A 24047-nucleotide genomic window follows, 5' to 3' on the forward strand; every position below is an offset into this window, starting at 1 on the left:
TTTCTATTATTTCTTCTTTCGGTTCATCAGTTCATAAACAATCGGAATAATGAAAGCGTTCAGGAAAGTCGATGTCAAAAGACCTCCAAGAATAACTTTCGCCATCGGGCTTTGTATTTCATTACCCGGCAAATCGCCACGGAATGCCAAAGGTATCAAAGCCAGCGCGGAAGACAACGCAGTCATCAGGATAGGGTTCAAACGGTCTAACGAACCGTGAAGAATGCTTTCTTTCAAATCCATACCTTCTTCGCGCAACATATTGTAATGACTTATCAACAACATACCATTACGGGTAGCAATGCCAAACAACGAGATAAAGCCGATAATAGCCGGAATGCTTATCTCACCCGTTGTTATCATCAATGCAAATACCCCACCAATCAACGCCAAAGGCAAATTCAACAAAATGACTCCACTTTGGGCTGCATTCTTAAACTGGGTATAAAGCAACAGGAAGATAACCACGATACTCATAAACGAAGTGAGCATCAGCGTACGGCTGGCCGCCTGCTCGCTTTCAAACTGACCGCCATATTCCACATGATATCCTTCGGGAAGCTTGATTTGCGCATCAATCCGTTCCTGTATATCATTCACCACGCTGCGCAAATCACGACCGCTGGTATTGGCCGAAATCACAATCTTACGCTTCACGTTCTCACGGCTGATGGTATTCGGTCCCATGGCAGAAACCACATCGGCTACATAGTTGACAGGGATTTTCTGACCGTCACCGGTATCAATCATCAGGTTGCGCACCTTCTCCATCTCATCACGCACCTCATCCTTGGTACGGACAATAAGATTAAACGCTTTGCCTTCTTCATATACCTGTGAAACGACTTCACCCGCCATGTTCACTGATACAAACTCGGCAAACTCCGGTAAAGAAATACCGAATTTGGCAAGCATCTCGCGTTTGGGAACAATCTTGAGCTGCGGACGTTCGATTTGTTGTTCCACATTCAAGTCGGCAATACCCTCCACACTGCTGATGGCATCCTTTATCTGATTACCGATGGCAAACATCTTGTTCAAATCATTACCAAACAGTTTGATGGCAATGTTGGCCTTGGTACCCGAAAGCATGGCATCGATACGGTGGCTGATAGGTTGGCCTATTTCGATATTCGCACCGGTAATGGTAGATAACTTGGCACGCACATCGGCTACCAGTTCCTGGCGGGAACGGTCTTTCAATTCAAACGGAGCCTCAATTTCACTCACGTTAACCCCTAATGCATGCTCATCCAGTTCGGCACGTCCCGTTTTACGGGCTACAGTCTGTATTTCGGGAATAGACATCAGCAACTCTTCTGCACGGTGTCCCATCTTGTCCGATTCTGCCAAAGAGATTCCCGGCAATGAACTGATATTAATGGTGAACGAACCTTCATTGAAAGATGGCAGGAAACTGCGTCCTAATGTAAAAAACATAACCAATGCCACCGCAAACAGTCCACCCGTAAAACCCAATACTGCGGATTTATGATTCAAGGACCATAACAAGGCATTGCGGTAATGCTTTTTCATCCATACGGCCACAAATGCCTCTTTGGGCAATCCTTTGCTTTTATTATTACCTAACAGATAGCTGCACAGTACCGGAGTCAGTGTCAAAGCCACTACCGTAGAAGCAAACAACGCCACAATAAAGGCAATGCCCAACGGAACCAGCATACGCCCTTCCATTCCTGTCAGGAAAAACAAAGGAACAAAGCTGACTACAATAATCAAGGTAGAGTTCAAGATAGGCATACGCACTTCCTTCGAAGCATTGAACACGACTTCAATCACGCTCTTACGTTCCCCTTCGGGCAACAAGCGATTCTCACGCAAGTGCTTCCATACATTTTCCACATCCACAATGGCATCATCCACCAACGAACCAATGGCAATGGCCATACCACCCAAACTCATGGTATTGATGGTGAGTCCCATATAGTGAAGAGTCAATATAGAAACAATCAATGACAACGGAAGGGTTACCAATGAAATAACCGTGGTACGTACATTGGCAAGGAACAGGAAGAGAACAATCACCACAAAAACAGCACCTTCATACAACGAATCCTTCACATTGCCGATAGAGCTTTCAATAAAACGGCTCTGACGGAAAATATCTGTAGAAACGTGTACATCAGCCGGAAGATTCTTCTGCAAATCCTTCAATGCGGTTTCCAACTGCTCTGTCAGTTCAATAGTCCCGGTCTTGGGTTGTTTGGTAACGGTCAGCAGTACGGCAGGTTTTCCTCTTTCCGAAGCAGTACCCAGTTTGGGTTCCTGCGAACCAATCTTCACATCGGCAATATCCTCCAATGTAACGGGCACCCCTTCCACCGTCTTGATGACGGAACGTGACAACTGAGCCACATCATGGCTGGAAAGCACCCCGCGAACAATATATTCGTTTCCATATTCATAAATCACTCCGCCATTGGCATTCTGATTCATGTTACGGGTAACGTTCATCACCTCTGCCAACGTAACATTGTAATGTTTCATGCGGGCAGGGTCAAGCAATACCTGATATTCCTTGATATCACCTCCCAGCACGGCAACCTGTGCCACACCTCCCGTAGAGAGCAGGCGCGGACGGATAGTCCAGTCTGCCAGTGTACGGAGATCGAGCATGGAAGTAGTATCCGAAGTCAGACCGATAATCAGCAACTCACCTAAAATAGAAGACTGAGGTCCCATGGTAGGTTTACCTACATTCTCGGGCAGCTCCTCGCTGACCAAGGACAATTTCTCACTGACAATCTGACGGGCCAGATAGATATCGGTATCCCATTCAAATTCCACCCACACAACGGAAAAGCCATTGGTGGAAGATGAACGCACCCGGCGCACATGGGTCGCACCGTTCACGGCAGTTTCTACAGGAAAGGTTACCAATTGTTCCACCTCTTCGGCGGCCATACCATTCGCTTCGGTCATAATCACTACAGTCGGTGCATTCAAATCGGGGAACACATCGACTTCCGTATGAAAAGCCGTGTAAGTACCGCCGATAAGCAGCAAAACCGACGCCACCAGAACCAATATACGGTTCTGAAGGGAAAAATGTATAATCTTATTTAGCATAGGACGGCTGATTAATGTTCATGACTATGAGCCGGAATCGCATTGCTGGCCGACGCTAATTTCACCTGATAAGCTCCCTTTGTTACCACACGGTCACCGGCTTTCAAACCGGTCAGAATCTGCACTTTCTTTCCGTTGCTCGCTCCCAAAGTTACCTCCTGTTTCTTATATCCTTCCTCATCCAGTTGCAGATAAACAAAGTACAAGCCTTGTTCTTCGGTCAGTGCCGTAACAGGCAAGGCCAGCACATCGGGCATTTCCGACGAGAGCAGATACACCTCCACATACGAACCGGGAATCACATCTCCCCGATTATCAAATTCGAAAGTTACAGGCACATAAAAAGAAGTACCACCGGATGCTTTACCATAAGAAAGCAAACGCCCTTTCAACTCACCCAGCTCATATACCTTATTATCGTATGGAGTCTTGAAGTTTGCCGACTGGATGCTATGCAGATAACCATAATATTTCTCGGAAACATCTGCACGAAGGAACAGACGACGGTTCTGAGTGATACTCACCAAAGGCTGGCCTACCGACACATAGTCACCTTCCTGCACCAGACAATTCTTGATATAACCACCTAAAGGAGCTGTGACGGACACACCTGTCTTGGTCTGGTTCTTTGAAATAGCCTCGTATGCCAATAATGCATTTTCATAACTCTCCTTAATGGCATTGAAATCTTTCTGCGATATTATCTGACTTTTTACCAACTTGGCAGCACGTTCATATTCTTTTTTGGCGGTTTCATATGCGATACGGGTACGTTTTACAGGGTCTCCGTCCGGCATATTCTCAGCAGAGATATTCAGAATGGGAGCCCCCTTGCTCACACTCATACCGTCCGTTACCGGATGGCGGAAAGAAACCACACCGGCTACATTGGCGACTACTACGCTTTCATCGCCTTGCGCTGCCTGCACCTGACCGCTGGTCGTTATCACCTGACGGAATGATTCAGGCCGGATTATTTCCGATTCTACCCCGGCTGCTTTCGCTTTTTCTGGAGCCAGAATTATCTCATCGGAATGTCCGGCTGCAGAAGCTTCCGCTTCATGATTATGCCCTTCGTGACCTTCATTCTCATGGTCGTGGTTTTCTTTTTCATGGTCATGCCCTTCGTGATCATGGTCATGCCCTTCGTGGTCGTGATTATGTGCTTCCTCCGTTCCATGATCGTGTCCTTCGTGATCATGACCCGATTTACTGTTGCAAGAGCCTAAGAGGAACAAGCCCAAGACTCCCATAAAGATAAGTTTCTTCATGATGATATTATTTGTTCTTACTTTTTTAATCTGATTACAAAATTAGGATAATAAAGATGCAACAAAGTTGCGGATAAAAAGGTCGTTTCTATCTGTTAAGCAAGAACATAGGGAGGAGCACGCAAACCCTTGACATGGGGCAGGCATGTAGAATGTAGTTTTTCTAAATAATAAGTATCAGGAATCGTATTGCGTTCGGTAAGTCGCAATGAAAGCAACAAAATATCCGGCACTGTGTAAAGCAACGAACAGAAGGAATAGTCCGGCGAAACGCTATTCTGCACCTTCTCGGGAGTAATAGTCTTGAATTTAGTCACACAACCGGCATTACACGTATGCTTGTCATGCGATACATCGTGATTATGCTGTTCCCCCGAACACTGACAGCCACAGACTGTAATATCATGTTGCAAACAAAGTATTTCACGGTGATGATGGTGCGGCAAGACAGATGCCGTTAACATAATGATGCTAACAAGTATCAAAAACCATGCTATATACCTTCTTTGTTTCATCGCCTGCAAAAATAACGGTTTATTGATTAAAATCCAAATAGAAAGAGAGTTATATCAAAAGAAAAAATATCCACCGTAGAGGATAGATTCCCAACTTCACTGTTTTCCGATTAAATTTGTGAAATTCCAAACCTACCCTCTACCGGCGGATACCAAAGAATATCTTACCAAATAGAAACCCGCTTCTCCGGTGCCAAATACATCGGATCGTTTTCGGTTATGTTGAATGCCTCATACCATGCACCGATTTGAGGAAGCGCTCCATTAACACGCCATCTGCCCAAAGAATGAGGATCGGATTTTGTCTGTAAACGGATCTGTTCATCACGTACATTACCCGCCCATACTCCGGCGTATGACAGGAAGAAGCGTTGTTCGGGTGTAAATCCGTCCACCACTCCCAAAGGAGCGTCTTTGGTTGCATTTTTAAATGCCTGGAAAGAGACCTGCAAACCTCCGTGGTCGGCAATATTCTCACCTAAAGTAAGAGAACCGTTCGCATATAATCCCGGCAATACCTGAATGCTGTCGAAGAAGTTCACCATTACCTGAGCTCGTTTATTGAAACGTTCCGCATCTTCCGGTGTCCACCAGTCTTTCAAATTACCATCTTTATCGAATTGACGTCCCTGATCATCAAATCCATGAGTCATTTCATGTCCGATAACCACACCGATAGCTCCGTAATTGAAAGCATCATCGGCATTCATATCAAAAAACGGATACTGAAGGATACCGGCGGGGAAACAAATTTCATTGGTAGTCGGATTGTAATAAGCATTCACAGTTTGCGGAGTCATTCCCCACTCGTCACGATCTACCGGCTTACCGGCCTTTGCCAATTCATAATCGAGTTCAAACTTAGTGGCACGTTTCACATTTGCCCAATAAGAGTCTTTTTCAACATCCAAAGCCGTATAATCTCTCCACTTATCGGGGTAGCCCACTTTCACATAGAAAGAATTCAACTTCTCGATGGCTTTGGCTTTAGTACTGTCGCCCATCCATTCCAAGTTTTGGATGCGTTCGCCCAACGCCGTCTGCAGGTTCTTGACCAGCTGCACCATACGTTCTTTGGCGGCAGCGGGGAAGTATTTTTCCACATACATCTGTCCTACCGCTTCACCCAACATGCCGTTCACTGTGCCCACCGCACGTTTCCAACGAGGTTGGTTTTCTTTTCTTCCCGATAAGGTTTTGCCATAAAAATCAAAGTTCTGTGCTACAAACTCATCACTCAAGTAACTCGCTGCCCGGTTGATTAACTTCCATTGCATATAAGCAACTTGCTTTTCTACAGGTATGGTATTGATTATCTTTTCCACTTCCTTGATGGGTTCCACCTGAGACACGCTCAGTTCCGTAACACCTTTTACTCCCACCCCACTGAGAAATGCATCCCAATCGATGCCCGGAACAGATTTCTTCAGTTCATCCAACGTCATCTTATGATAATTGGCAGCAGGATTACGCTGTTCCACAGCACTGAAAGAAGCTTTGGCTATGCGTGTTTCAATTTCAAGCACTGCCTCCATATTCTTCCGGGCAGCAGATTCATCAAAGCCCGCCAGCCGGAACATCTTTACAATATGTTCCTTATATTTATTACGAATATCTGTTGTAGCCTCATCGGTATCCAAATAATATTCCTTCTCACCCAAACTGATACCTCCCTGATATAATTGGAACAAATTACTCTTACTGTCCATGATATCGGCATCAACAAAGAAAGTGAAATAAGGACGTATGCCGATATGAGACAATTCAGCCATCAACGGAACGATCTCCGCCTTGTCTTTTACCGAAGCGATTCTCTCCAAATCTGCTTTGATAGGCTCTATTCCTTCTGTATTCAGTTTGGCACTGTCCATCGCCAAATTATAAATATCGGCAATCTTTTGAGCTACCGTGCCTTTCTCATTTTCCTGTCCGGCAATTTCCGCAATCAATCCTTTTAACTGCTCGCGATTGTTCTCTGCCAGCATATCGAATGAACCGAAGCGTGAATACTCGTCTGTCAACGGATGTTTTTTCATCCAACCGCCACAAGCATATTGAAAGAAATCCGCACCTCGGACCACAGTTGTATCCAAGTTGCCTAAATCTATTCCTGAAGCCATCACAGCCTCTTTCTTGCTTTCACAGCCGGCAGCTATCGTCAGCGCCAGTGCAGCCATAGGTAAATAATGTTTTGCTTTCATCTGAATCTATATATAAAATTATATTTGATTGTCAGCCCTGTGCTTCTTCCAGCTCTATGGAAACACTCTCCCATTCCTCTACCACAGCATCCAAATCTTTCTTCAACTGTTGGTGCTGCTCGTAAAGACTCATGTCCGATGCCCCTTCAGGAGTTGCCATCTTAGCTTCGACTTCGGCTATCTGCGCTTCCAGCTTTTCTATTTTCTGCTCGCAGTCTGCCACTTGTTTCTCCAATTTACGCAATTTTTTATTCAATTCTTTCTGAGCCTCGTATGAGAGTTTATTCTCACTTACCGGTTCTTCTTCTTTTTTCATCGCAGAAGCAGTAGGAGAAGAAGAAAGTTGCAGTTCATTCAGGTTCTCTATCTTCTTTTTCTGCAAGAAATCATAAATACCTCCGATATGTTCTTTCACCACACCGCCGCCAAACTCAAAAACTTTAGTCACCAACCCATCCAGAAACTCACGGTCATGGGATACTACCACTACCGTACCGTCAAACTCTTTAATCGCTTCCTTCAGTACATCTTTCGAACGCATATCAAGATGGTTGGTAGGCTCATCCAAAATAAGAAAGTTAACCGGTTCAAGCAGCAATTTAATCATAGCCAATCGGCTACGCTCTCCTCCCGAAAGTACTTTTACTTTCTTGTCCGATGCTTCGCCTCCAAACATAAAGGCTCCCAATATATCTCTGATTTTTAAACGGATATCTCCTTTAGCCACATAATCAATTGTGTCAAACACTGTCAGATTCTCATCCAGCAGCTGGGCCTGATTTTGAGCAAAATATCCGATTTGTACATTGTGTCCGATGGTCAGCTTGCCTTCGTATGGAATCTCGTCCATAATACATTTTACCAACGTAGACTTACCTTCACCGTTCTTTCCCACAAATGCAACCTTCTCACCACGATTAATGGTCAGAGTCACATCATGAAACACAACATGATTGCCATAGGCTTTCTTCACTCCTTCACAAATCACAGGATAATTACCCGAACGCATGGCGGGCGGGAACTTCAGACGCAATGCAGAATTATCTTCATCGTCAATCTCAATAGGAACAATTTTTTCTAATTGCTTGATGCGGCTTTGCACCTGTACAGCTTTAGTAGCTTTATAGCGGAACCGTTCTATAAAATCTTCCGTATCCTGAATCTGTTTCTGCTGATTCTCGTATGCACGAAGTTGTTGTTCCCGACGTTCTTTGCGCAACACCACAAACTCATCATATGCCACCTTATAATCATAAATGTGTCCACAGGATATCTCAATGGTACGATTAGTCACATTATTAATAAAGGCGCGGTCATGGCTGACCAATACCACAGCTCCGGCACTCACCTTCAAGAAGTTTTCCAACCATTGGATACTTTCAATGTCCAAATGATTAGTAGGCTCGTCAAGAAGCAATACATCCGGGCGGCGCAAGAGCAACTTAGCCAACTCGATGCGCATACGCCAACCACCGCTAAACTCGGAAGTAGGGCGGGTAAAGTCTTCACGGCAAAAACCCAATCCTATCAACGTGCGCTCTATCTCAGCCTTATAGTTAGTACCTCCCATCATCAGGAAGCGTTCATTGTCGTGAGTAAACTTCTCAATCAAATTATGATATCCCTCCGAATCATAATCCGTGCGGTCGGCTAATTCTTGATTCATTTTTTCAAGGCTTTCCTGCATCTCGAAAATATGTTCAAATGCCATCTCAGCTTCTTCCATCACTGTATGCTTATCACTCAGTATCATTACCTGAGGCAGATAGCCTATACTTACCTCTTTTGGAACAGAAACCATACCTGAAGTGGGGGCTTGCAGACCGGCCAAAATCTTCAACATGGTAGATTTGCCTGCACCGTTTTTTCCAACCAGCGCAATGCGGTCTCTTTTATTGATTACGTATGATACATCCTCAAACAGGGGTGTAACTCCAAATTCTACCTTTAAATTATCTACTGAAACCATTCGTTTTTATCCTTTTGCAAAAGTGGTAACAAAGATACGGTTTTATATGCAAAAAAGATAAAAAAAAACAGATAAATAGCTTCTCGGATTTAACAAATAGAGCAAATCTCTTAAAACGTGTTAGAAAACATACTTTTTTACTTGTTTTATTTGCATATTTCGCTAAAGTCCGTACCTTTGCAATGTGTTTTTCATAGTATTAGATTTAAGGTTAACAAAGGTTGGAGCAAGGCGTTGCTCCTTTTTTATTTTATACCCCCTTCCCCATATAATCTTCATTACTTAGAAAGAACAAGACTTCCCTATTACAATGAAAGGAATTATAACATTTTCTGATTATTTAGAACCCGGCTTGTTAATAAATCCGACAACGTAATAAACCGTGTTATAATACGCACTGATTTGACTCTAAAACTTGTATTTTCAATAAATGTCCGTATATTTGCAACGTGTTTTTCATAGTATTAGATTTAAGGTTAACAAAAAGATTGGCTGTCTGGGAAGATAGCCTTTTTTTATGTCCACATACGACCTATATCCAATCTTCTTCTTTGGATATTCATATAAAAAAAGCGCAACCGATAAAATTGCGCTTTTTCTTATTATGGATATCCGACTAATTACTCTTCGGTATAGCGTTCGATGGTTTGTTCACGGTCGGGACCTACAGAAATAATCTTGATAGGAGTCTCCAACTGATCTTCCAGGAAGCTGATATAAGCATTAAATTCTTCGGGAAATTCATCCTCACTGGTCATTTTGGTCATGTCTGTCTTCCATCCCGGCAGTTCGGCATAAACAGGCTCTACTCCATCTGTAATATCATACGGGAAATAATCTATCTCCTCGCCGTTTACCTTATAAGCTACACACGCCTTGATGGTATCAAAATCATCAAGCACATCACTCTTCATCATAATCAGTTGAGTTACACCGTTCACCATGATAGAATACTTCAAGGCTACCAGATCAATCCATCCGCAACGACGTTCACGCCCCGTCACAGCACCATACTCATGACCCAAGTCACGAATCTTCTTGCCTGTCTCGTCAAACAATTCAGTCGGGAAAGGACCTGCACCGACACGCGTGCAATAAGCTTTCATGATACCGTAAACATTACCGATTTTATTCGGACCGATACCCAAACCGGTACAAGCACCTGCGCAAATGGTATTTGAAGAAGTAACAAAAGGATAAGAACCGAAATCAACATCCAACATAGTGCCTTGCGCACCTTCACACAAGACCGTCTTACCGTCTTTCAACAAGTTATTGATTTCGTGTTCACTATCTACCAAATGGAATTGTTTCAGGTATTCGATTCCTTCCAACCATTGTTTTTCCAATTCCGTTATATCATATTCATAGTTCAGACTCTTCAAGATTTGTTCGTGACGAGCCTTTGCCTTTGCATATTTTTCTTCAAAATTATGGAGGATATCTCCCACACGTATACCGTTACGGCTAACTTTATCAGTATAAGTCGGACCAATACCTTTACCGGTAGTACCCACTTTTGCATCACCTTTAGCAGCTTCGTATGCAGCATCCAGAATACGATGGGTCGGTAAAATCAGATGTGCTTTCTTCGAAATGTGCAAACGTTCCTTCAATGGATGACCACTGGCTTCGAGAGCTTCCGCTTCTGCTTTGAACAACGATGGGTCAAGTACCACACCATTACCGATTATATTTACCTTATCACCTTGAAAAATTCCCGAAGGAATAGAACGGAGTACATATTTTTGACCTTCGAATTCCAAAGTGTGACCGGCATTAGGTCCTCCCTGAAAACGAGCTACTACATCATAACGGGGAGTCAATACATCGACAACCTTACCTTTGCCTTCATCACCCCATTGCAAACCTAACAAGACATCTACTTTCATGTTTCTTCGTTTTATTGTTACTTATTTTTTTTCTTTTTGCGTTTTGCCCAAGTACATTTGCTGCATACACCATATATATATAAGGAGTAATTGGAAGCCGTAAACTTTTTCAGCTTCGTACTGGCAATAGCCTGCTTCAGACTTTCATTCTGAAACTCTGTAACTTTGCCACATTCCGTACATATCATGTGATGATGGGTTTCATTATTGTACGCACGCTCGTACTGGGAAGAGTTACCAAACTGATGTTTTATGACCAGCTTTGCATCAATAAACAAAACAATAGTATTATAAAGAGTGGCACGGCTGACGCGAAACTTGCCATCAGTTGCCATATAATTATAGAGCGTATCAATGTCAAAGTGCCCTTTGATGGAATAGATAGTATCGAGTATAGCATACCTTTCGGGCGTCTTTCGATGCCCGTTCTTCTGCAGGTACTCAGTTAAAACCTGTTTTACAGTATCTTTCACATTTTCTTCCATCGCAGATTTCAGTTCAGCCGTCAAAGTTAAACCTTTTTGTGATAACATGAAAGTTTAATGCCAATATTCTGCCTCTAATTTTATTTCAGAGGCCAAAACTGCCACTCCGGGCTTGTCTGATTTGACGATAGGGGCAAGCAATCTGTTTATCTTCTTGCTATTCTCCCGGCTTTGGACAGCAAACTTACGCAAAGCTGTAGCCGCTGCTTTTTGCGGCAGTAGCTCTTCACTCTGCAAGCTTGTCAATGCCTGATCAAGAAATTCGGCTTCCGCACGTTCATTCAGTTGATTGCCTTTCATCAATAGTCTTGCCATCAGCATAAAACCGCATAACTGAAAATATTCGCGGTCGTCAGCCATCCATTCAAATGCTTTTTCCGAAGCATATGGCAGTTCTTGAAACAGTGTCATACAAGTGAGTTCTGCAATTTCGGGATAACGCATATCTTCTACCCAAATATCTGCAATTTCGGGATAAAAGGTTTCCACAGGCTGCAACATGCCGGCCAGTATTTTACATTCGCGTATGTTTTCTTTCCACAATGCCTGAGCCACATCATGGTTCTTCTCATAACGGGCAGCTATTTCTTTCAGGCGCGGGAGTTCAATACCAAAATTCAATTTATAATCCAGTCCTTTTTCACGCATACTTTGAGAAACAACTCCATTCATAAACAAACGAAATTGTCCCTTGATATCTTTTATTATTTCATGTACATCCATAGTTTTCCTTTTTTATTCATTTAGATAAGGTAGATTTGAATACTCTCGGCTATATCGCAACATTTGCTCGGCATAACCCTCTTGATAAGAAACCTTCACATCGATTATACGACCTTTTTCATCGGTCACGGCCTCGTATACAGGATTGATAAATCCTTTGTATGGAGCCAAATGCAACTTTTCATAGCGCGACAGGACTTCTGCATGCAGTTGCGGGTCAACCTTCACGGCATATTTCTCTACCAGTTGACGGGCTGCCTCATAATCTCCTTCGCTCTTGATACGTTGTATTTCGGCTAACAGAGTACCGAACAGATCACGCAGTTTTTTATAATCATTGATTTTCACATAAGTTTTCTCCTCTTTCTTCACCAGTTCAACAACTTTTTCGGAGGCTCCTTTTTCATAAGCCCACTTAGCTATCAACTGACGATTGCGCATGTGTGCCTCCTCCACCGAATGACCATACTCAATGCGGACAAGCTGAGTCATCAATCCATTCATCATATATATATAATACTCAGCCTTAAATGCATCTTCATTCGGAGTCAGACCAAGTTCTATCATCTTTTGATCGGGCAAATAATAAAGGCCGAACAAGTCGGCACGCGCTTCTTCGATGGTAGAACCATATGCTTTCAAAGCATCTTGATCTATGCCGGGCAACAATTGTCCCGAACCATGCCCCAAACATTCATGCAAATCGGTATGAAGGTCACCCGTCAAATCCGCGTACTTGTCTATCCATTCTTTTTCTTCCGCACCATATACAAACTCATCCATAAAACCGTTACCATGAGCAGCCTTATTATAAGCATCTGTCAAATTGCCAATAGTTACGGATTTCGATCCGTGAACACTACGAATCCAATTCGAGTTAGGCAGATTGATGCCGATAGCTGTTGCCGGATATAAATCACCTCCCAGCATTGCTGCCGTTATGACTTTTGCAGATACGCCTTTCACTTTCTTCTTTTTAAAAGACGGATTTACCGGTGAGTGATCTTCAAACCATTGCGCATTGGCACTGATTGTCTCCGTACGTTTGGTTGCTTCCAAATCCTTAAAATTGACAATGGATTCCCAACTTGCTTTCATCCCCAACGGGTCACCATAGCTTTCTATAAACCCATTGACAAAATCAACACGGGAATCCAAATCCTTTACCCAAAGGATAGAATATTCATCAAACGTATGTAAATCTCCCTCCTTATAAAAACGGATAAGCTTTTCAATCACAGCCCTCTGCACTTCATTTTCTGCCACTTCGAAAGCCTTCTCCAACCAACAAATTATTTTATCGATGGCCGCCCCATACAATCCGCCTGATTTCCATACTTTCTCCTGCACTTGTCCGTTTTCTTTTACCAAACGACTATTCATTCCAAACATGACAGGCTGGTCATCAGCCGGATTTTTCAGAGCATTGTAAAACTCTTCCGCTTCTTGCTGGGTTACCCCATCATAATAATTCGCAGCCGAAGTCAATACCAGATCTTCCCCGTCAGCCTGATTTACGCGTTTAGACATAACCTTAGGATCAAAGATAACCGGAAAGATTCTATCACAAAGCGTATCTACCGTCTCGCCATCCGCCAAAGGCAATTTAGCAGCATCGACATTTTTCAATGCCGTTCTGAAAAATTCGGGAGTAAACGCCGGAACAAACTTGTCTGAGGCATAATGATGATGAATGCCATTTGAAAACCATACCCGTTTCAAATAAATCTCCAGATTGACAAAATCTGCATCCGCACGGTTTCCCTGATAATCCGTATATACTGTTTCAAGCATCCTACGGATAACCAAATTATATTTTCCATTTTGGTCAAACAAAATATCACGACCTTCCAAAGCTGCCTGTGATAAATAATAAACCAATTCTTTTTGCTCCAACGACAGGTCCTCAAAACCATGTACTACATAACGAAGCAATTGCAAATCCGCAAACTGCTCTACTGTGTAATCAAACGTTTTCTCTTCTTTTATTTCTTTCTCCATACTACTTGCAACTTGCTAACATAATCTCTCTTACCAATATCATAAATAAGTGTTTTCCCAATAGCGCCATGTCAGTTTCATGTTGAAACAAAAAAAGGAAAACTATTGTTTTCCTTTTTTACTAAATCATATTTGATACTAATATTTTATTTTTCCATATTTCTCTTACGGAAACCATTAGGAGTTTCTCCTACATTTTTATAAAATGCTGCATAGAAAGACTGACGATTAGCAAAACCTACCATCGAACTAATTTCTTCTACATTCTTATCTGCATAACGTTTATCAACCAACAGATGCTTAGCATCCTTGATACGATACTCATTCAAAAGACAAGAATAATTTTTACCGAAACGAGAATTTACAACAGCAGACAAATAACGAGTGTTTGTCTTCAACTCTCTCGCTAAATCTTTAGCAGAATAATTGGGATCCTTATATTTCTTCTGAACCACGATGATATTCAAAATTTTATCATACAGTTCATCAGCAAGTTCTGCTCTGATCAATGATCTATAAGCAGCCTTTTTGTCTTTTTTCTCTCGCAGGTTATAAGGTCTTTTCTTAGGAGCCTCTTCCTGAACTTCTACTTGTTTTTCTGCGTCGCTCATCACTTAGTTTTTTTGTTTGGTTAGTTAATAAGATTATAATGATTAAATTTTGTACAAATGTGGGGATTCTTTTTGGCTTATGCAAATTTTTTTGCTAAATTCTATTCTTAATTAATCACAACACAGCATTCAAATTTCTTCAAAAAACTTTATTAAGACTTGAGATATCAGACAAAAAACTATCAAATGAAGCAGTGTCATCCTGAATCAGTTATCTACAAAAAGTCCTCTCTCAAATTAATTACCAATATAGAGAGCATCACATCTTAAAGATTTTACTACCTTTGCTCTCCATTATCTTTTAAAATAATAAACAGAATATGCTCCATATCCTCAAAACATACTTCGGATACGATACGTTTCGTCCTTTGCAACAAAACATTATCCAAAACATACTGGATAAAAAAGACACCTTGGTTCTTATGCCCACCGGAGGTGGAAAATCAATTTGTTATCAACTTCCTGCTCTGATGATGGACGGAACGACCATTGTCGTATCTCCGCTTATTTCATTAATGAAAGACCAGGTAGAAAGTTTGAGAGCCAATGGTATTGCGGCTCGTGCAATGAACAGCACAAATGACGAAACGGAGAATTTCAACCTACGCCGGGAATGTATGCAAGGGAAAATCAAATTACTTTATATTTCCCCCGAACGATTACTAATGGAAATGAACTTCTTATTAAAAGATATCCACATTTCATTGGTTGCCATAGATGAAGCTCATTGTATCTCACAATGGGGACATGATTTCCGACCAGAATACACTCAACTCAAGACAATCAGAGAACAATTCCCTAACGTTCCAATCGTAGCTTTAACTGCCACAGCCGATAAAATAACCCGTCAAGATATTATCAAACAATTATCTTTACGTAATCCTAAAATATTTATTTCATCCTTCGACCGTCCTAATCTGAGTTTGGAAGTAAAAAGAGGATACCAGCAAAAAGACAAGACACGCACCATACTTGAATTTATAGCACGCCATAAAAATGAATGTGGAATTATTTATTGCATGAGCCGAAGCAAAACGGAAAACGTGGCAGAAATGCTAAGAAAACATGGAATACGCGTAGCTGTTTATCACGCCGGACTGAGTGCGACTGCACGCGATGAAGCCCAAAATGACTTTATTAATGACCGCGTACAAGTAGTATGTGCCACCATTGCCTTTGGTATGGGCATAGACAAATCAAATGTTCGCTGGGTCATCCACTACAACCTCCCCAAAAGCATTGAAAGCTTTTATCAGGAAATCGGTCGTGCAGGACGGGACGGAATGGAAAGCGATACATTACTTTTTTATTCTTTAAGTGATTTGATTCTGCTATCAAAGTTTGCTACCGAAAGCAATCAACAGGAAATAAATTTAGAGAAACTCCACCGTATGCAACAATATGCAGAAGCGGATATTTGCCGTCGGCGTATTCTTCTTAACTATTTCGGAGAAACGATGGATCATGATTGTGGTAATTGTGATGTATGCCGTAATCCCCCGGAAAGGTTTGACGGTACTATCATCGTCCAAAAAGCATTGAGCGCTATCGCACGCACCAATCAACAAATCGGTACACACATGCTGGTGGACATCCTAAAGGGAGCTGCCGGACAAGAATTGATAGAAAAAGGATACGACAAGCTGAAGACTTATGCTGCCGGACGAGATATCCCTGCCCGTGACTGGCAGGATTATTTGCTGCAAATGCTTAACTTGGGTTATTTTGAAATTGCATATAATGAAAACAACCATCTGAAAATAACAGAAAGCGGGCATAAAGTCCTATTCGGAAAAGAACCGGCGATGCTGGTTGTCATAAAACGGGAAGAATTCACTCCGAAAGAACGTCGCAGGAAAAAGGCTCAAGAACCGGAAGCCCTCTTCTCTACGCCAACAACCTTCGGTGAAGAAAATAAGGATCTATTTGAAGAACTTCGTCTATTAAGAAAGAGATTGGCAGACCAACAAGCCATCCCTGCCTATATTGTATTATCTGATAAAACCTTACATCTGATAGCAACACAGCAACCTACCAGTATTGAGGCTTTTGGAGAAATCAGTGGTATCGGAGAATACAAAAAAGATAAATATGGAAAAGAATTTGTCGAACTGATCAAAAAGAAGATTGGGAAATAAAGAATTAAAGACCAGATATTATTTACTGGCCTTTAATTTATCTTGCAGTTCTGGACGGGGAACGCCTAATTCTATTGCTTTTTCAAAAGCAACATAAGCTTCCCTTTTTTTCTTCTGGCTCAGATATATTTCACCACACATGACGTATATTTCCGCATCTTTAGGAGATAACTTGGCGGCCGATTCCAAATCCAGTAATGCCAAGTCGGGAGTGTTCATTTCTATCTCTAAATTGGCACGTGCTTTCAATAAAGAAGCATCATTAGGATAATCCGTTATCATACGATTAAATTCTTCCAATGCTTCCCGAAACTTTAACTCTTTCTGATTCAGCAGAGCCATTCCCAAACGCCCCATCTTGTTTTTAGGCTCTTCTTGCAACAAAGTATTATAATCTATTCGGGCTTCTTTATAGTCCCGACGCTGCATATAAATGTAAGCGCGATATAGTAAAGCTTCCTGATTTTTTCTATCAATATCTATCACATTGCAATAATCGAGATATGCTTTCTCATAAAGGTTTTTCTCTAAATACAGAGCAGCCCTATTCAATAAAATAGTAACGGAATAAGGAGCTAAATTAAGTCCTAAAGTATAGGATTCTATCGCTTTATCGATTTTCCCCAACCGATGTTGCACTGTCCCCAAATTTGAAAACAGCATAGAATTGCGCATATTTGCCGGTTCCAGCTTTAATGCCTCTTCAAACAGTTTTTCCGAAAGTTCCAAACTATCTCGCTCCGCCGCCTCCACAGCACGAGCTGCCAATTGATCATACGTCTGTGCCTGCATATAAATGCAAACACAAAAGAAAAGAAAATAACACAGTATTCGTTTCATCTATAATAGATTTTGTTGCAAAAGTACGGCAATCTGCGAAATGATTCCTTTAGTTAAATAAAAAAAAGTATAAGGTTCGTTTTTTTCCACCGCAACCTTATACTTTTGTATTCTGTTTCACCTATTTTCATGCCTGCAAAATTGTTATTTCATTAATATGAAACTGTTGTTTCAACAGCATGAAAAACTTATCTCATCAGCATAAAACCGGATTACGCCTGCTTGATATAGTCCACAATCCAAGCACCAACTTCTTTTGTTCCGTATTTAGCACCTCCTTCTACCTGAATTTCGGGTGTCCGCACATTTGCATCCAAAGAAGCATCTACCGCCCGGCGAATTAATGCACCTTCTTCTTTGCAATTGAAATACTCAAACAACATCGCTACTGATAAAATTTGAGCCAGCGGGTTAGCAATATTCAAGCCTTTAGCCTGAGGCCATGAACCATGAATCGGCTCAAAAACAGGAGTACTCTCACCGGTTGAAGCAGAAGGCAGCAATCCCATGGAACCGCTAATAACAGAGCCTTCATCAGTAAGAATATCACCGAAAGTATTTTCTGTTACCATCACATCAAAGAAACATGGGTCCTGAATCATTTTCATTGCCGCATTGTCTACAAACATATAGTCCGTAGTTACTTCCGGATATTGAGGAGCCATTTCCTGTGCTATTTGTCTCCATAAGCGGGAAGAAGCCAATACATTTGCCTTATCGACTACTGTCAAATGCTTGCGGCGCTTCATGGCATATTCGAATCCGACTTTCAGAATACGTTCTATCTCGGGACGAGTATACATATTTGTATCGTATGCCTTATCATTGTCCTGATATTTCTCTCCGAAATACATTCCACCGGTCAACTCACGGATACAGATAAAATCTGCATTTTCTACCAGCTCTGCACGCAATGGCGATTTATGAACCAAACATTTAAAGGTTTGTACCGGACGGATGTTAGCAAACAATCCCAATTTCTTCCGCATAGCCAACAACCCTTGCTCCGGGCGTACCTTTGCCGTTGGGTTATTATCAAACTTAGGGTCACCTACAGCCGAGAACAATACGGCATCCGCATCCTTGCAAATTTCATAAGTCGCTTCGGGAAACGGATCGCCCACCTTGTCTATCGCATCTGCACCACAGATCGCATATTTATAACTTACCTTGTGTCCGAACTTCTCACAAACGGCATTCATCACATCAACGCCTTGTACTGAAATCTCCGGTCCGATACCGTCACCGGCTAATACTGCAATTTTAAAATCCATCTTTTCTTTTATTTATTTACTTCATTTTTATCTGTTTCTCCTCCGACAATTCCTTAATCGATGTTTTCATACTCACTCTCTATGATATTCAACATCTTCAGGGTAGCTTTAATTGCAGCTTCCGTCTGGTCTGCATCCAACCCTCTGGTACGGAAGACTTTATCTTCAAAGCTCCAGGTTATCACAGTCTGCACAAAAGCATCGGTACGTCCACCGGGAGGAATAGTTACCGCATAATTAGTCAGCATCGGAAACTTACGTCCCAATGTCACTTTATATATTTTTCGCAATGCACGTACAAAGGCATCGTATTGACCGTCACCATTGGAATTTTCCTCGAATTCCTTTCCATTGATTTCCATCCGTACAGTAGCCATCGGCTTCAAACCATGAGCAAGTGTCACAATGTAACTCTTCAGCTTCACCTTTTCACTTACCACACCATGTTTCAATACATCGGAAACAATATAAGGCAAGTCTTCCTGAGTGACCAATTCTTTCTTATCACCCAACTCGATGATGCGTTCCGTCACTTTGCGCATAGAGTCTTCATCGAGTTCTAGTCCAAGATCCTCTAAGTTTTTACGAATATTCGCCTTACCGCTTGTTTTACCCAATGCATATTCACGTTTGCGGCCAAATCGTTCCGGCAACAGGTCATTGCAATAAAGATTATTCTTGTTGTCTCCATCGGCATGAACTCCTGCTACCTGAGTAAATACATTTTCGCCCACAATCGGCTTATTGGCCGGAATTACAATGCCCGAATAAGACTCGACCACACGACTTACATCATTCAATCGGCTTTCGTCAATGTTCGTCAGCGCACTAAAATGGTCTTTTAGAATAGCCTGAACACTAGCAAGTGGTGCATTACCGGCTCGTTCTCCCAATCCATTGATGGTGGTATGAAGTCCTTTCACTCCGCTGAGTACAGCAGCCAGCACATTGCTCACGGCAAGGTCATAGTCATTGTGTGCATGGAAATCGAAATGCATATCGGGATAATGTTTTTTCATTTTCCGCATATACTCGATAACCTGCAAAGGGTTTAAAATTCCCAAAGTATCAGGCAACATATAGCGTTTGATGCTAGTGGCTTTCAGACCGTCCATCAATTGGAATACATATTCGGGAGAATCCTTCATACCATTACTCCAATCTTCCAAATAAACATTAACGGCAATATCCAATTCATCGGCATAATGCACTACATTAATTATATCTTCGATATGTTCTTCCGGCGTTTTTTTCAGTTGGTGAGTACAATGTTTCAACGAGCCTTTGCAAAGCAAGTTTATTACCCGGCAACCGGTACTTTGTATCCAATCCACTGAAGTGTGCCCATCCACAAAGCCGAGCACTTCTACCTTATGAAGCAGGTTGCGCCGTGCGGCCCAGTCGCATATCATTTTCACAGCTTCAAACTCACCATCCGATACACGGGCCGAGGCAACCTCCACCCGGTCTACCTTTAAATCTTCCAACAGCAAACGGGCAATCATCAATTTTTCATGGGGTACGAATGACACTCCGCTGGTCTGCTCACCATCACGAAGGGTTGTATCCATGATTTCTATTTTGACGCGTTCTCCCATGCTTCTATTTTATCTTTATTGGTCAGCAAAAAGTCGATATCATCCAAACCATTCATCAGGCAATGCTTTTTATAGCCGTTAATCTCGAAAGATTCACTCTTTCCTGTTGCTTTGTTGGTTATTGTCTGTTCGGGCAAGTTTACCTCTACTTCTGTTTTCGGGTCCGCGTAGATAGAGTCGAACAGTTCTTTCAAAAAACCTTCACTTACCACTACCGGCAAAACAAAGTTATTCAGCTCGTTATTCTTATGGATATCAGCAAAGAAGCTAGAAACGACCACACGAAAGCCATATCCCGCAATTGCCCATGCAGCATGTTCACGGCTAGATCCCGAACCAAAATTTTTTCCGGTCACAAGGATTTCCCCCCCATAAATGGGGTTATTCAATACGAAATCTTTATTTAAAGAACCGTCAGGATTATAACGCCAATCACGGAATAAATTATCACCAAAGAATTTCTCTTCGCGTGTGGTTGCCTTTAAAAAACGGGCAGGGATGATTTGGTCTGTATCCACATTTTCCAGAGGAAGAGGGACACAAGTACTTGTTATTATATTGAATTTCTGTTTCATATTCACTCTTTTTTTTTAGACTTGTATTCTTTATACCAATTAAAAACCGAAACTGTCAGAAGTATATAGATTGCCAATTCGCGAAACACATTCCCTTCCGGAAAAAAGAGAGCGACAATGCATAATAGCCAACCAATGCCATAGCACATTCTTATAATAGCTCCTAAAGTTTTCATCTGTTTATGACAATATTTTTTTGTCCTGACAAAAGGACTCATTTACATTAATTCTCTCGGATCGGTAATAACTCCGGTTACTGCTGCTGCTGCTGCTACCAACGGACTGGCGAGCAGAGTGCGTGCCCCCGGTCCCTGACGCCCCTCAAAATTACGATTACTAGTCGACACAGAATATTTACCGGCAGGAATCTTATCATCATTCATAGCCAAACAAGCAGAACAACCCGGCTGACGAATAGCGAACCCGGCTTCTTCCAACACTTTATCCAATCCTTCCTCTCGAATCTGCGCATCTACCATCCACGAACCCGGAACCAGCCAAGCAATCACGTTGTCTGCCTTCTTCTTTCCTTTCACTATGGAAGCAAAAGCACGGAAATCCTCTATACGACCATTGGTACAAGCTCCTAAGAATACATAATCAATTTTCTTACCCAATAATGATTCTCCGGGTTGGAATCCCATATAGTCCAATGATTTTTTATAAGAAGCGCTATGATTATCAGCAGGAATATGCTCAGTTATTCCCATACCCATACCCGGATTAGTACCATAAGTAATCATAGGTTGGATATCAGCAGCGTCAAATCTTACCTCTTTATCAAATACGGCATTTTCATCACTCTTCAAGGTCTTCCAATAAGCCATGGCTCTGTCCCACTCTACACCTTTTGGAGCATATTCTCTACCTTTGATATATTCAAAAGTCACTTCATCAGGAGCAACCATACCCCCACGGGCCCCCATCTCAATACTTAAATTACATAAAGTCAAACGTCCTTCCATGGTCAAATTACGAACTGCAGAACCGGCATATTCCACAAAGTATCCGGTAGCGCCACTGGTTGTCATCTTCGACATCATATAAAGAGCAACATCTTTGGCAGTTACTCCTCTGCCCAATTCTCCATCTACAGTAATACGCATCGTTTTAGGACGAGACTGAAGAATACATTGCGAAGCCAAAACCATTTCAACCTCGCTTGTGCCTATCCCAAAAGCAACAGCTCCCATTGCTCCGTGAGTAGAAGTATGCGAATCACCACAAACAATAGTCATACCCGGCAAAGTTAATCCCCTCTCAGGACCTACGACATGAATAATACCATTTCTCTTATCCATCATCCCGAAATGTGCCAAGCCAAAATCAGCAGCATTCTTGGCCAATGTATCTACCTGAGTCTTAGAAACAGGATCTTCAATTGGTTTATCCTGATCATGAGTCGGGGTATTATGATCCGGCATACAATAAATATGGTCAGGACGAAATACTTTTATTCCACGTGCACGCAATCCTGAAAAAGCCTGCGGACTAGTTACCTCATGACAATAAAGTCTGTCAATATAAAGCTGAGTGGGCCCATCCTCCACTTTCTGTACTACATGGGCATCCCAAATCTTATCAAATAATGTGTTAGCCATTTTTGTATTTACGTATTATTATCTTTTAAACTTATTGATACAATCGATATATGCTTCTACTGATGCAGCAATGATGTCTGTATTCGCTCCAAAGCCGTAATACATCTGTCCGTCATATTCTACCTGCATGTGTACTTTACCCATATCATCACTACCTTTACTGATAGCCTGAATAGTAAATTCTTTCAATACCATGTGGCGGTCAATAATCTTTTTCAATGCAGTAATAGCGGCATCTACAGGACCATTACCACTGGCAGCAGCTTCAAAATGCTCGCCTGCTATATTCAGCCCAAGACTGGCAACGGAACGAACACCAACGCCACTCGTCACTTGCAGATAATCTAATTTAATATGATTATTGACACTTCTGTCGGCTCCTGCCAATACAAGAATGTCATCATCGGTGATATCTTTCTTCTTATCGGCTAGCTTCAAGAAATCTTCATATACATTATCCAATTTATCCTGTTCCAATTCCACACCTAAAACATGAAGACGATGTTTCAATGCCGCACGTCCACTACGAGCTGTCAGCACGATAGCATTATCATCAATACCCACATCCTTGGGATCAATGATTTCATAAGTCTGTACATTCTTCAACACACCATCCTGATGGATACCTGACGAATGTGCAAAAGCATTACGACCTACAATAGCTTTATTAGGCTGAACCGGCATATTCATAAGACTAGATACCATACGGCTCGTCGGATAAATTTTTTGAGTATTAATATTAGTTTGAATATGAATGTCATTATGGCATTTAATAATCATTGCCACTTCTTCCAAAGAAGTATTGCCGGCACGCTCACCAATACCATTGATTGTCACTTCTACTTGACGCGCTCCGTTCAAGACTCCATTAATAGTATTAGCTGTCGCCATACCCAAGTCATTATGGCAATGAGTAGAAATAATTGCTTTATCAATACCATCCACATGATCTACCAAATATTTAATTTTCGCACCATATTCTTCGGGTAAACAATATCCTGTAGTATCAGGAATATTCACTACCGTAGCACCGGCCTTGATCACCGCTTCAACTACGCGTGCCAAATACTCATTATCAGTTCTTCCTGCATCTTCTGCATAGAACTCCACATCATCTACAAAACGGCGGGCATATTTCACGGCTGCTACCGCACGTTCTATAATTTCTTCACGAGTAGAATTGAATTTATATTTAATATGCGAATCAGAAGTACCAATACCGGTATGGATACGTTTATGCTTAGCAAATCTCAATGCATCTGC

At 41.9% G+C, this 24047-nt stretch carries 17 protein-coding genes (1 of these 17 cut by a window edge); 1 reads left to right on the top strand and 16 read right to left on the bottom strand.

Going from position 1 to position 24047, the window contains the following annotated elements; all coding sequences use genetic code 11:
- Positions 1–6: 6 nt before the first annotated feature.
- From HMPREF1534_RS08380 to HMPREF1534_RS08335, 10 genes are all read right to left on the bottom strand, one after another.
- Positions 7–3090 carry an efflux RND transporter permease subunit gene (locus HMPREF1534_RS08380; RefSeq protein WP_005940862.1) on the bottom strand — a complete coding sequence of 1028 codons (3084 nt, stop codon included), beginning with the start codon at positions 3088–3090 and terminating at the stop codon, positions 7–9.
- An 11-nt stretch (positions 3091–3101) separates the two neighbouring features.
- Positions 3102–4361: an efflux RND transporter periplasmic adaptor subunit gene (locus HMPREF1534_RS08375; protein ID WP_005940864.1), complete on the bottom strand. Its 1260-nt coding sequence runs from the start codon at positions 4359–4361 to the stop codon at positions 3102–3104.
- 95 nt (positions 4362–4456) lie between these two features.
- Positions 4457–4876 (bottom strand): DUF6769 family protein, encoded by a 420-nt coding sequence (locus HMPREF1534_RS08370; protein ID WP_018452025.1) that lies wholly within the window; start codon positions 4874–4876, stop codon positions 4457–4459.
- A 164-nt stretch (positions 4877–5040) separates the two neighbouring features.
- A complete protein-coding gene (locus tag HMPREF1534_RS08365) occupies positions 5041–7077 on the bottom strand; it encodes a M13 family metallopeptidase (RefSeq protein WP_018452026.1) in 2037 nt (678 codons plus the stop codon).
- Positions 7078–7108: 31 nt separating this feature from the next.
- Positions 7109–9046 (bottom strand): ABC-F family ATP-binding cassette domain-containing protein, encoded by a 1938-nt coding sequence (locus HMPREF1534_RS08360; RefSeq protein ID WP_005940871.1) that lies wholly within the window; start codon positions 9044–9046, stop codon positions 7109–7111.
- A 620-nt stretch (positions 9047–9666) separates the two neighbouring features.
- Positions 9667–10938 carry an adenylosuccinate synthase gene (locus tag HMPREF1534_RS08355; protein WP_005940874.1) on the bottom strand — a complete coding sequence of 424 codons (1272 nt, stop codon included), beginning with the start codon at positions 10936–10938 and terminating at the stop codon, positions 9667–9669.
- A gap of 17 nt (positions 10939–10955) precedes the next feature.
- Positions 10956–11447: a Fur family transcriptional regulator gene (locus HMPREF1534_RS08350; RefSeq protein WP_025066812.1), complete on the bottom strand. Its 492-nt coding sequence runs from the start codon at positions 11445–11447 to the stop codon at positions 10956–10958.
- 30 nt (positions 11448–11477) lie between these two features.
- A complete protein-coding gene (locus HMPREF1534_RS08345; protein WP_005940881.1) occupies positions 11478–12146 on the bottom strand; it encodes a DNA alkylation repair protein in 669 nt (222 codons plus the stop codon).
- Between the two features lie 12 nt (positions 12147–12158).
- Positions 12159–14147, bottom strand: coding sequence for a dipeptidyl-peptidase 3 family protein (locus HMPREF1534_RS08340; protein ID WP_005940884.1), 1989 nt, complete (start codon positions 14145–14147; stop codon positions 12159–12161).
- Positions 14148–14293: 146 nt separating this feature from the next.
- The gene (locus tag HMPREF1534_RS08335; protein WP_005940886.1) at positions 14294–14758 is read right to left on the bottom strand and encodes a helix-turn-helix domain-containing protein; all 465 of its coding nucleotides are present in this window, start codon (positions 14756–14758) and stop codon (positions 14294–14296) included.
- A 320-nt stretch (positions 14759–15078) separates the two neighbouring features.
- Here HMPREF1534_RS08335 and recQ point away from each other — a divergent pair, with 320 nt between their 5' ends.
- Positions 15079–16896, top strand: coding sequence for a DNA helicase RecQ (gene recQ, locus HMPREF1534_RS08330; RefSeq protein WP_005940889.1), 1818 nt, complete (start codon positions 15079–15081; stop codon positions 16894–16896).
- 18 nt (positions 16897–16914) lie between these two features.
- Here recQ and HMPREF1534_RS08325 read toward each other — a convergent pair whose 3' ends face one another.
- From HMPREF1534_RS08325 to HMPREF1534_RS08300, 6 genes are all read right to left on the bottom strand, one after another.
- Entirely contained in the window at positions 16915–17736 is an 822-nt protein-coding gene (locus tag HMPREF1534_RS08325) for a tetratricopeptide repeat protein (protein WP_005940892.1), read from the bottom strand.
- A 212-nt stretch (positions 17737–17948) separates the two neighbouring features.
- Positions 17949–19010 (bottom strand): 3-isopropylmalate dehydrogenase, encoded by a 1062-nt coding sequence (leuB, locus tag HMPREF1534_RS08320; RefSeq protein WP_005940895.1) that lies wholly within the window; start codon positions 19008–19010, stop codon positions 17949–17951.
- Positions 19011–19063: 53 nt separating this feature from the next.
- A complete protein-coding gene (locus HMPREF1534_RS08315; RefSeq protein ID WP_005940898.1) occupies positions 19064–20608 on the bottom strand; it encodes an alpha-isopropylmalate synthase regulatory domain-containing protein in 1545 nt (514 codons plus the stop codon).
- Positions 20587–21183 (bottom strand): 3-isopropylmalate dehydratase small subunit, encoded by a 597-nt coding sequence (leuD, locus tag HMPREF1534_RS08310; protein WP_005940901.1) that lies wholly within the window; start codon positions 21181–21183, stop codon positions 20587–20589. Before leuD ends, HMPREF1534_RS08315 begins: the two co-directional genes overlap by 22 nt.
- 218 nt (positions 21184–21401) lie before the next feature.
- Positions 21402–22784 carry a 3-isopropylmalate dehydratase large subunit gene (gene leuC / locus HMPREF1534_RS08305; protein ID WP_005940907.1) on the bottom strand — a complete coding sequence of 461 codons (1383 nt, stop codon included), beginning with the start codon at positions 22782–22784 and terminating at the stop codon, positions 21402–21404.
- Positions 22785–22802: 18 nt separating this feature from the next.
- On the bottom strand, positions 22803–24047 hold the 3' portion of the coding sequence (locus HMPREF1534_RS08300) for a 2-isopropylmalate synthase (RefSeq protein ID WP_005940910.1). The gene runs 252 nt beyond the window's last position; only the last 1245 of its 1497 coding nucleotides appear in the window; its start codon lies beyond the right edge, outside the window; its stop codon occupies positions 22803–22805.

This window comes from Phocaeicola massiliensis B84634 = Timone 84634 = DSM 17679 = JCM 13223, from assembly GCF_000382445.1.
Classification (GTDB): Bacteria; Bacteroidota; Bacteroidia; order Bacteroidales; family Bacteroidaceae; genus Phocaeicola; species Phocaeicola massiliensis.

Coding starts and splice junctions, on each gene's coding strand:
- HMPREF1534_RS08340 (WP_005940884.1), bottom strand. CDS start 14,147: ATGGAGAAAGAAATAAAAGAAGAGAAAACGTTTGATTACACAGTAGAG.
- HMPREF1534_RS08315 (WP_005940898.1), bottom strand. CDS start 20,608: ATGGGAGAACGCGTCAAAATAGAAATCATGGATACAACCCTTCGTGAT.
- leuB (WP_005940895.1), bottom strand. CDS start 19,010: ATGGATTTTAAAATTGCAGTATTAGCCGGTGACGGTATCGGACCGGAG.
- leuC (WP_005940907.1), bottom strand. CDS start 22,784: ATGGCTAACACATTATTTGATAAGATTTGGGATGCCCATGTAGTACAG.
- HMPREF1534_RS08325 (WP_005940892.1), bottom strand. CDS start 17,736: ATGAAACGAATACTGTGTTATTTTCTTTTCTTTTGTGTTTGCATTTAT.
- HMPREF1534_RS08375 (WP_005940864.1), bottom strand. CDS start 4,361: ATGAAGAAACTTATCTTTATGGGAGTCTTGGGCTTGTTCCTCTTAGGC.
- HMPREF1534_RS08360 (WP_005940871.1), bottom strand. CDS start 9,046: ATGGTTTCAGTAGATAATTTAAAGGTAGAATTTGGAGTTACACCCCTG.
- HMPREF1534_RS08335 (WP_005940886.1), bottom strand. CDS start 14,758: ATGAGCGACGCAGAAAAACAAGTAGAAGTTCAGGAAGAGGCTCCTAAG.
- recQ (WP_005940889.1), top strand. CDS start 15,079: ATGCTCCATATCCTCAAAACATACTTCGGATACGATACGTTTCGTCCT.
- HMPREF1534_RS08370 (WP_018452025.1), bottom strand. CDS start 4,876: ATGAAACAAAGAAGGTATATAGCATGGTTTTTGATACTTGTTAGCATC.
- HMPREF1534_RS08355 (WP_005940874.1), bottom strand. CDS start 10,938: ATGAAAGTAGATGTCTTGTTAGGTTTGCAATGGGGTGATGAAGGCAAA.
- HMPREF1534_RS08345 (WP_005940881.1), bottom strand. CDS start 12,146: ATGGATGTACATGAAATAATAAAAGATATCAAGGGACAATTTCGTTTG.
- HMPREF1534_RS08380 (WP_005940862.1), bottom strand. CDS start 3,090: ATGCTAAATAAGATTATACATTTTTCCCTTCAGAACCGTATATTGGTT.
- leuD (WP_005940901.1), bottom strand. CDS start 21,183: ATGAAACAGAAATTCAATATAATAACAAGTACTTGTGTCCCTCTTCCT.
- HMPREF1534_RS08365 (WP_018452026.1), bottom strand. CDS start 7,077: ATGAAAGCAAAACATTATTTACCTATGGCTGCACTGGCGCTGACGATA.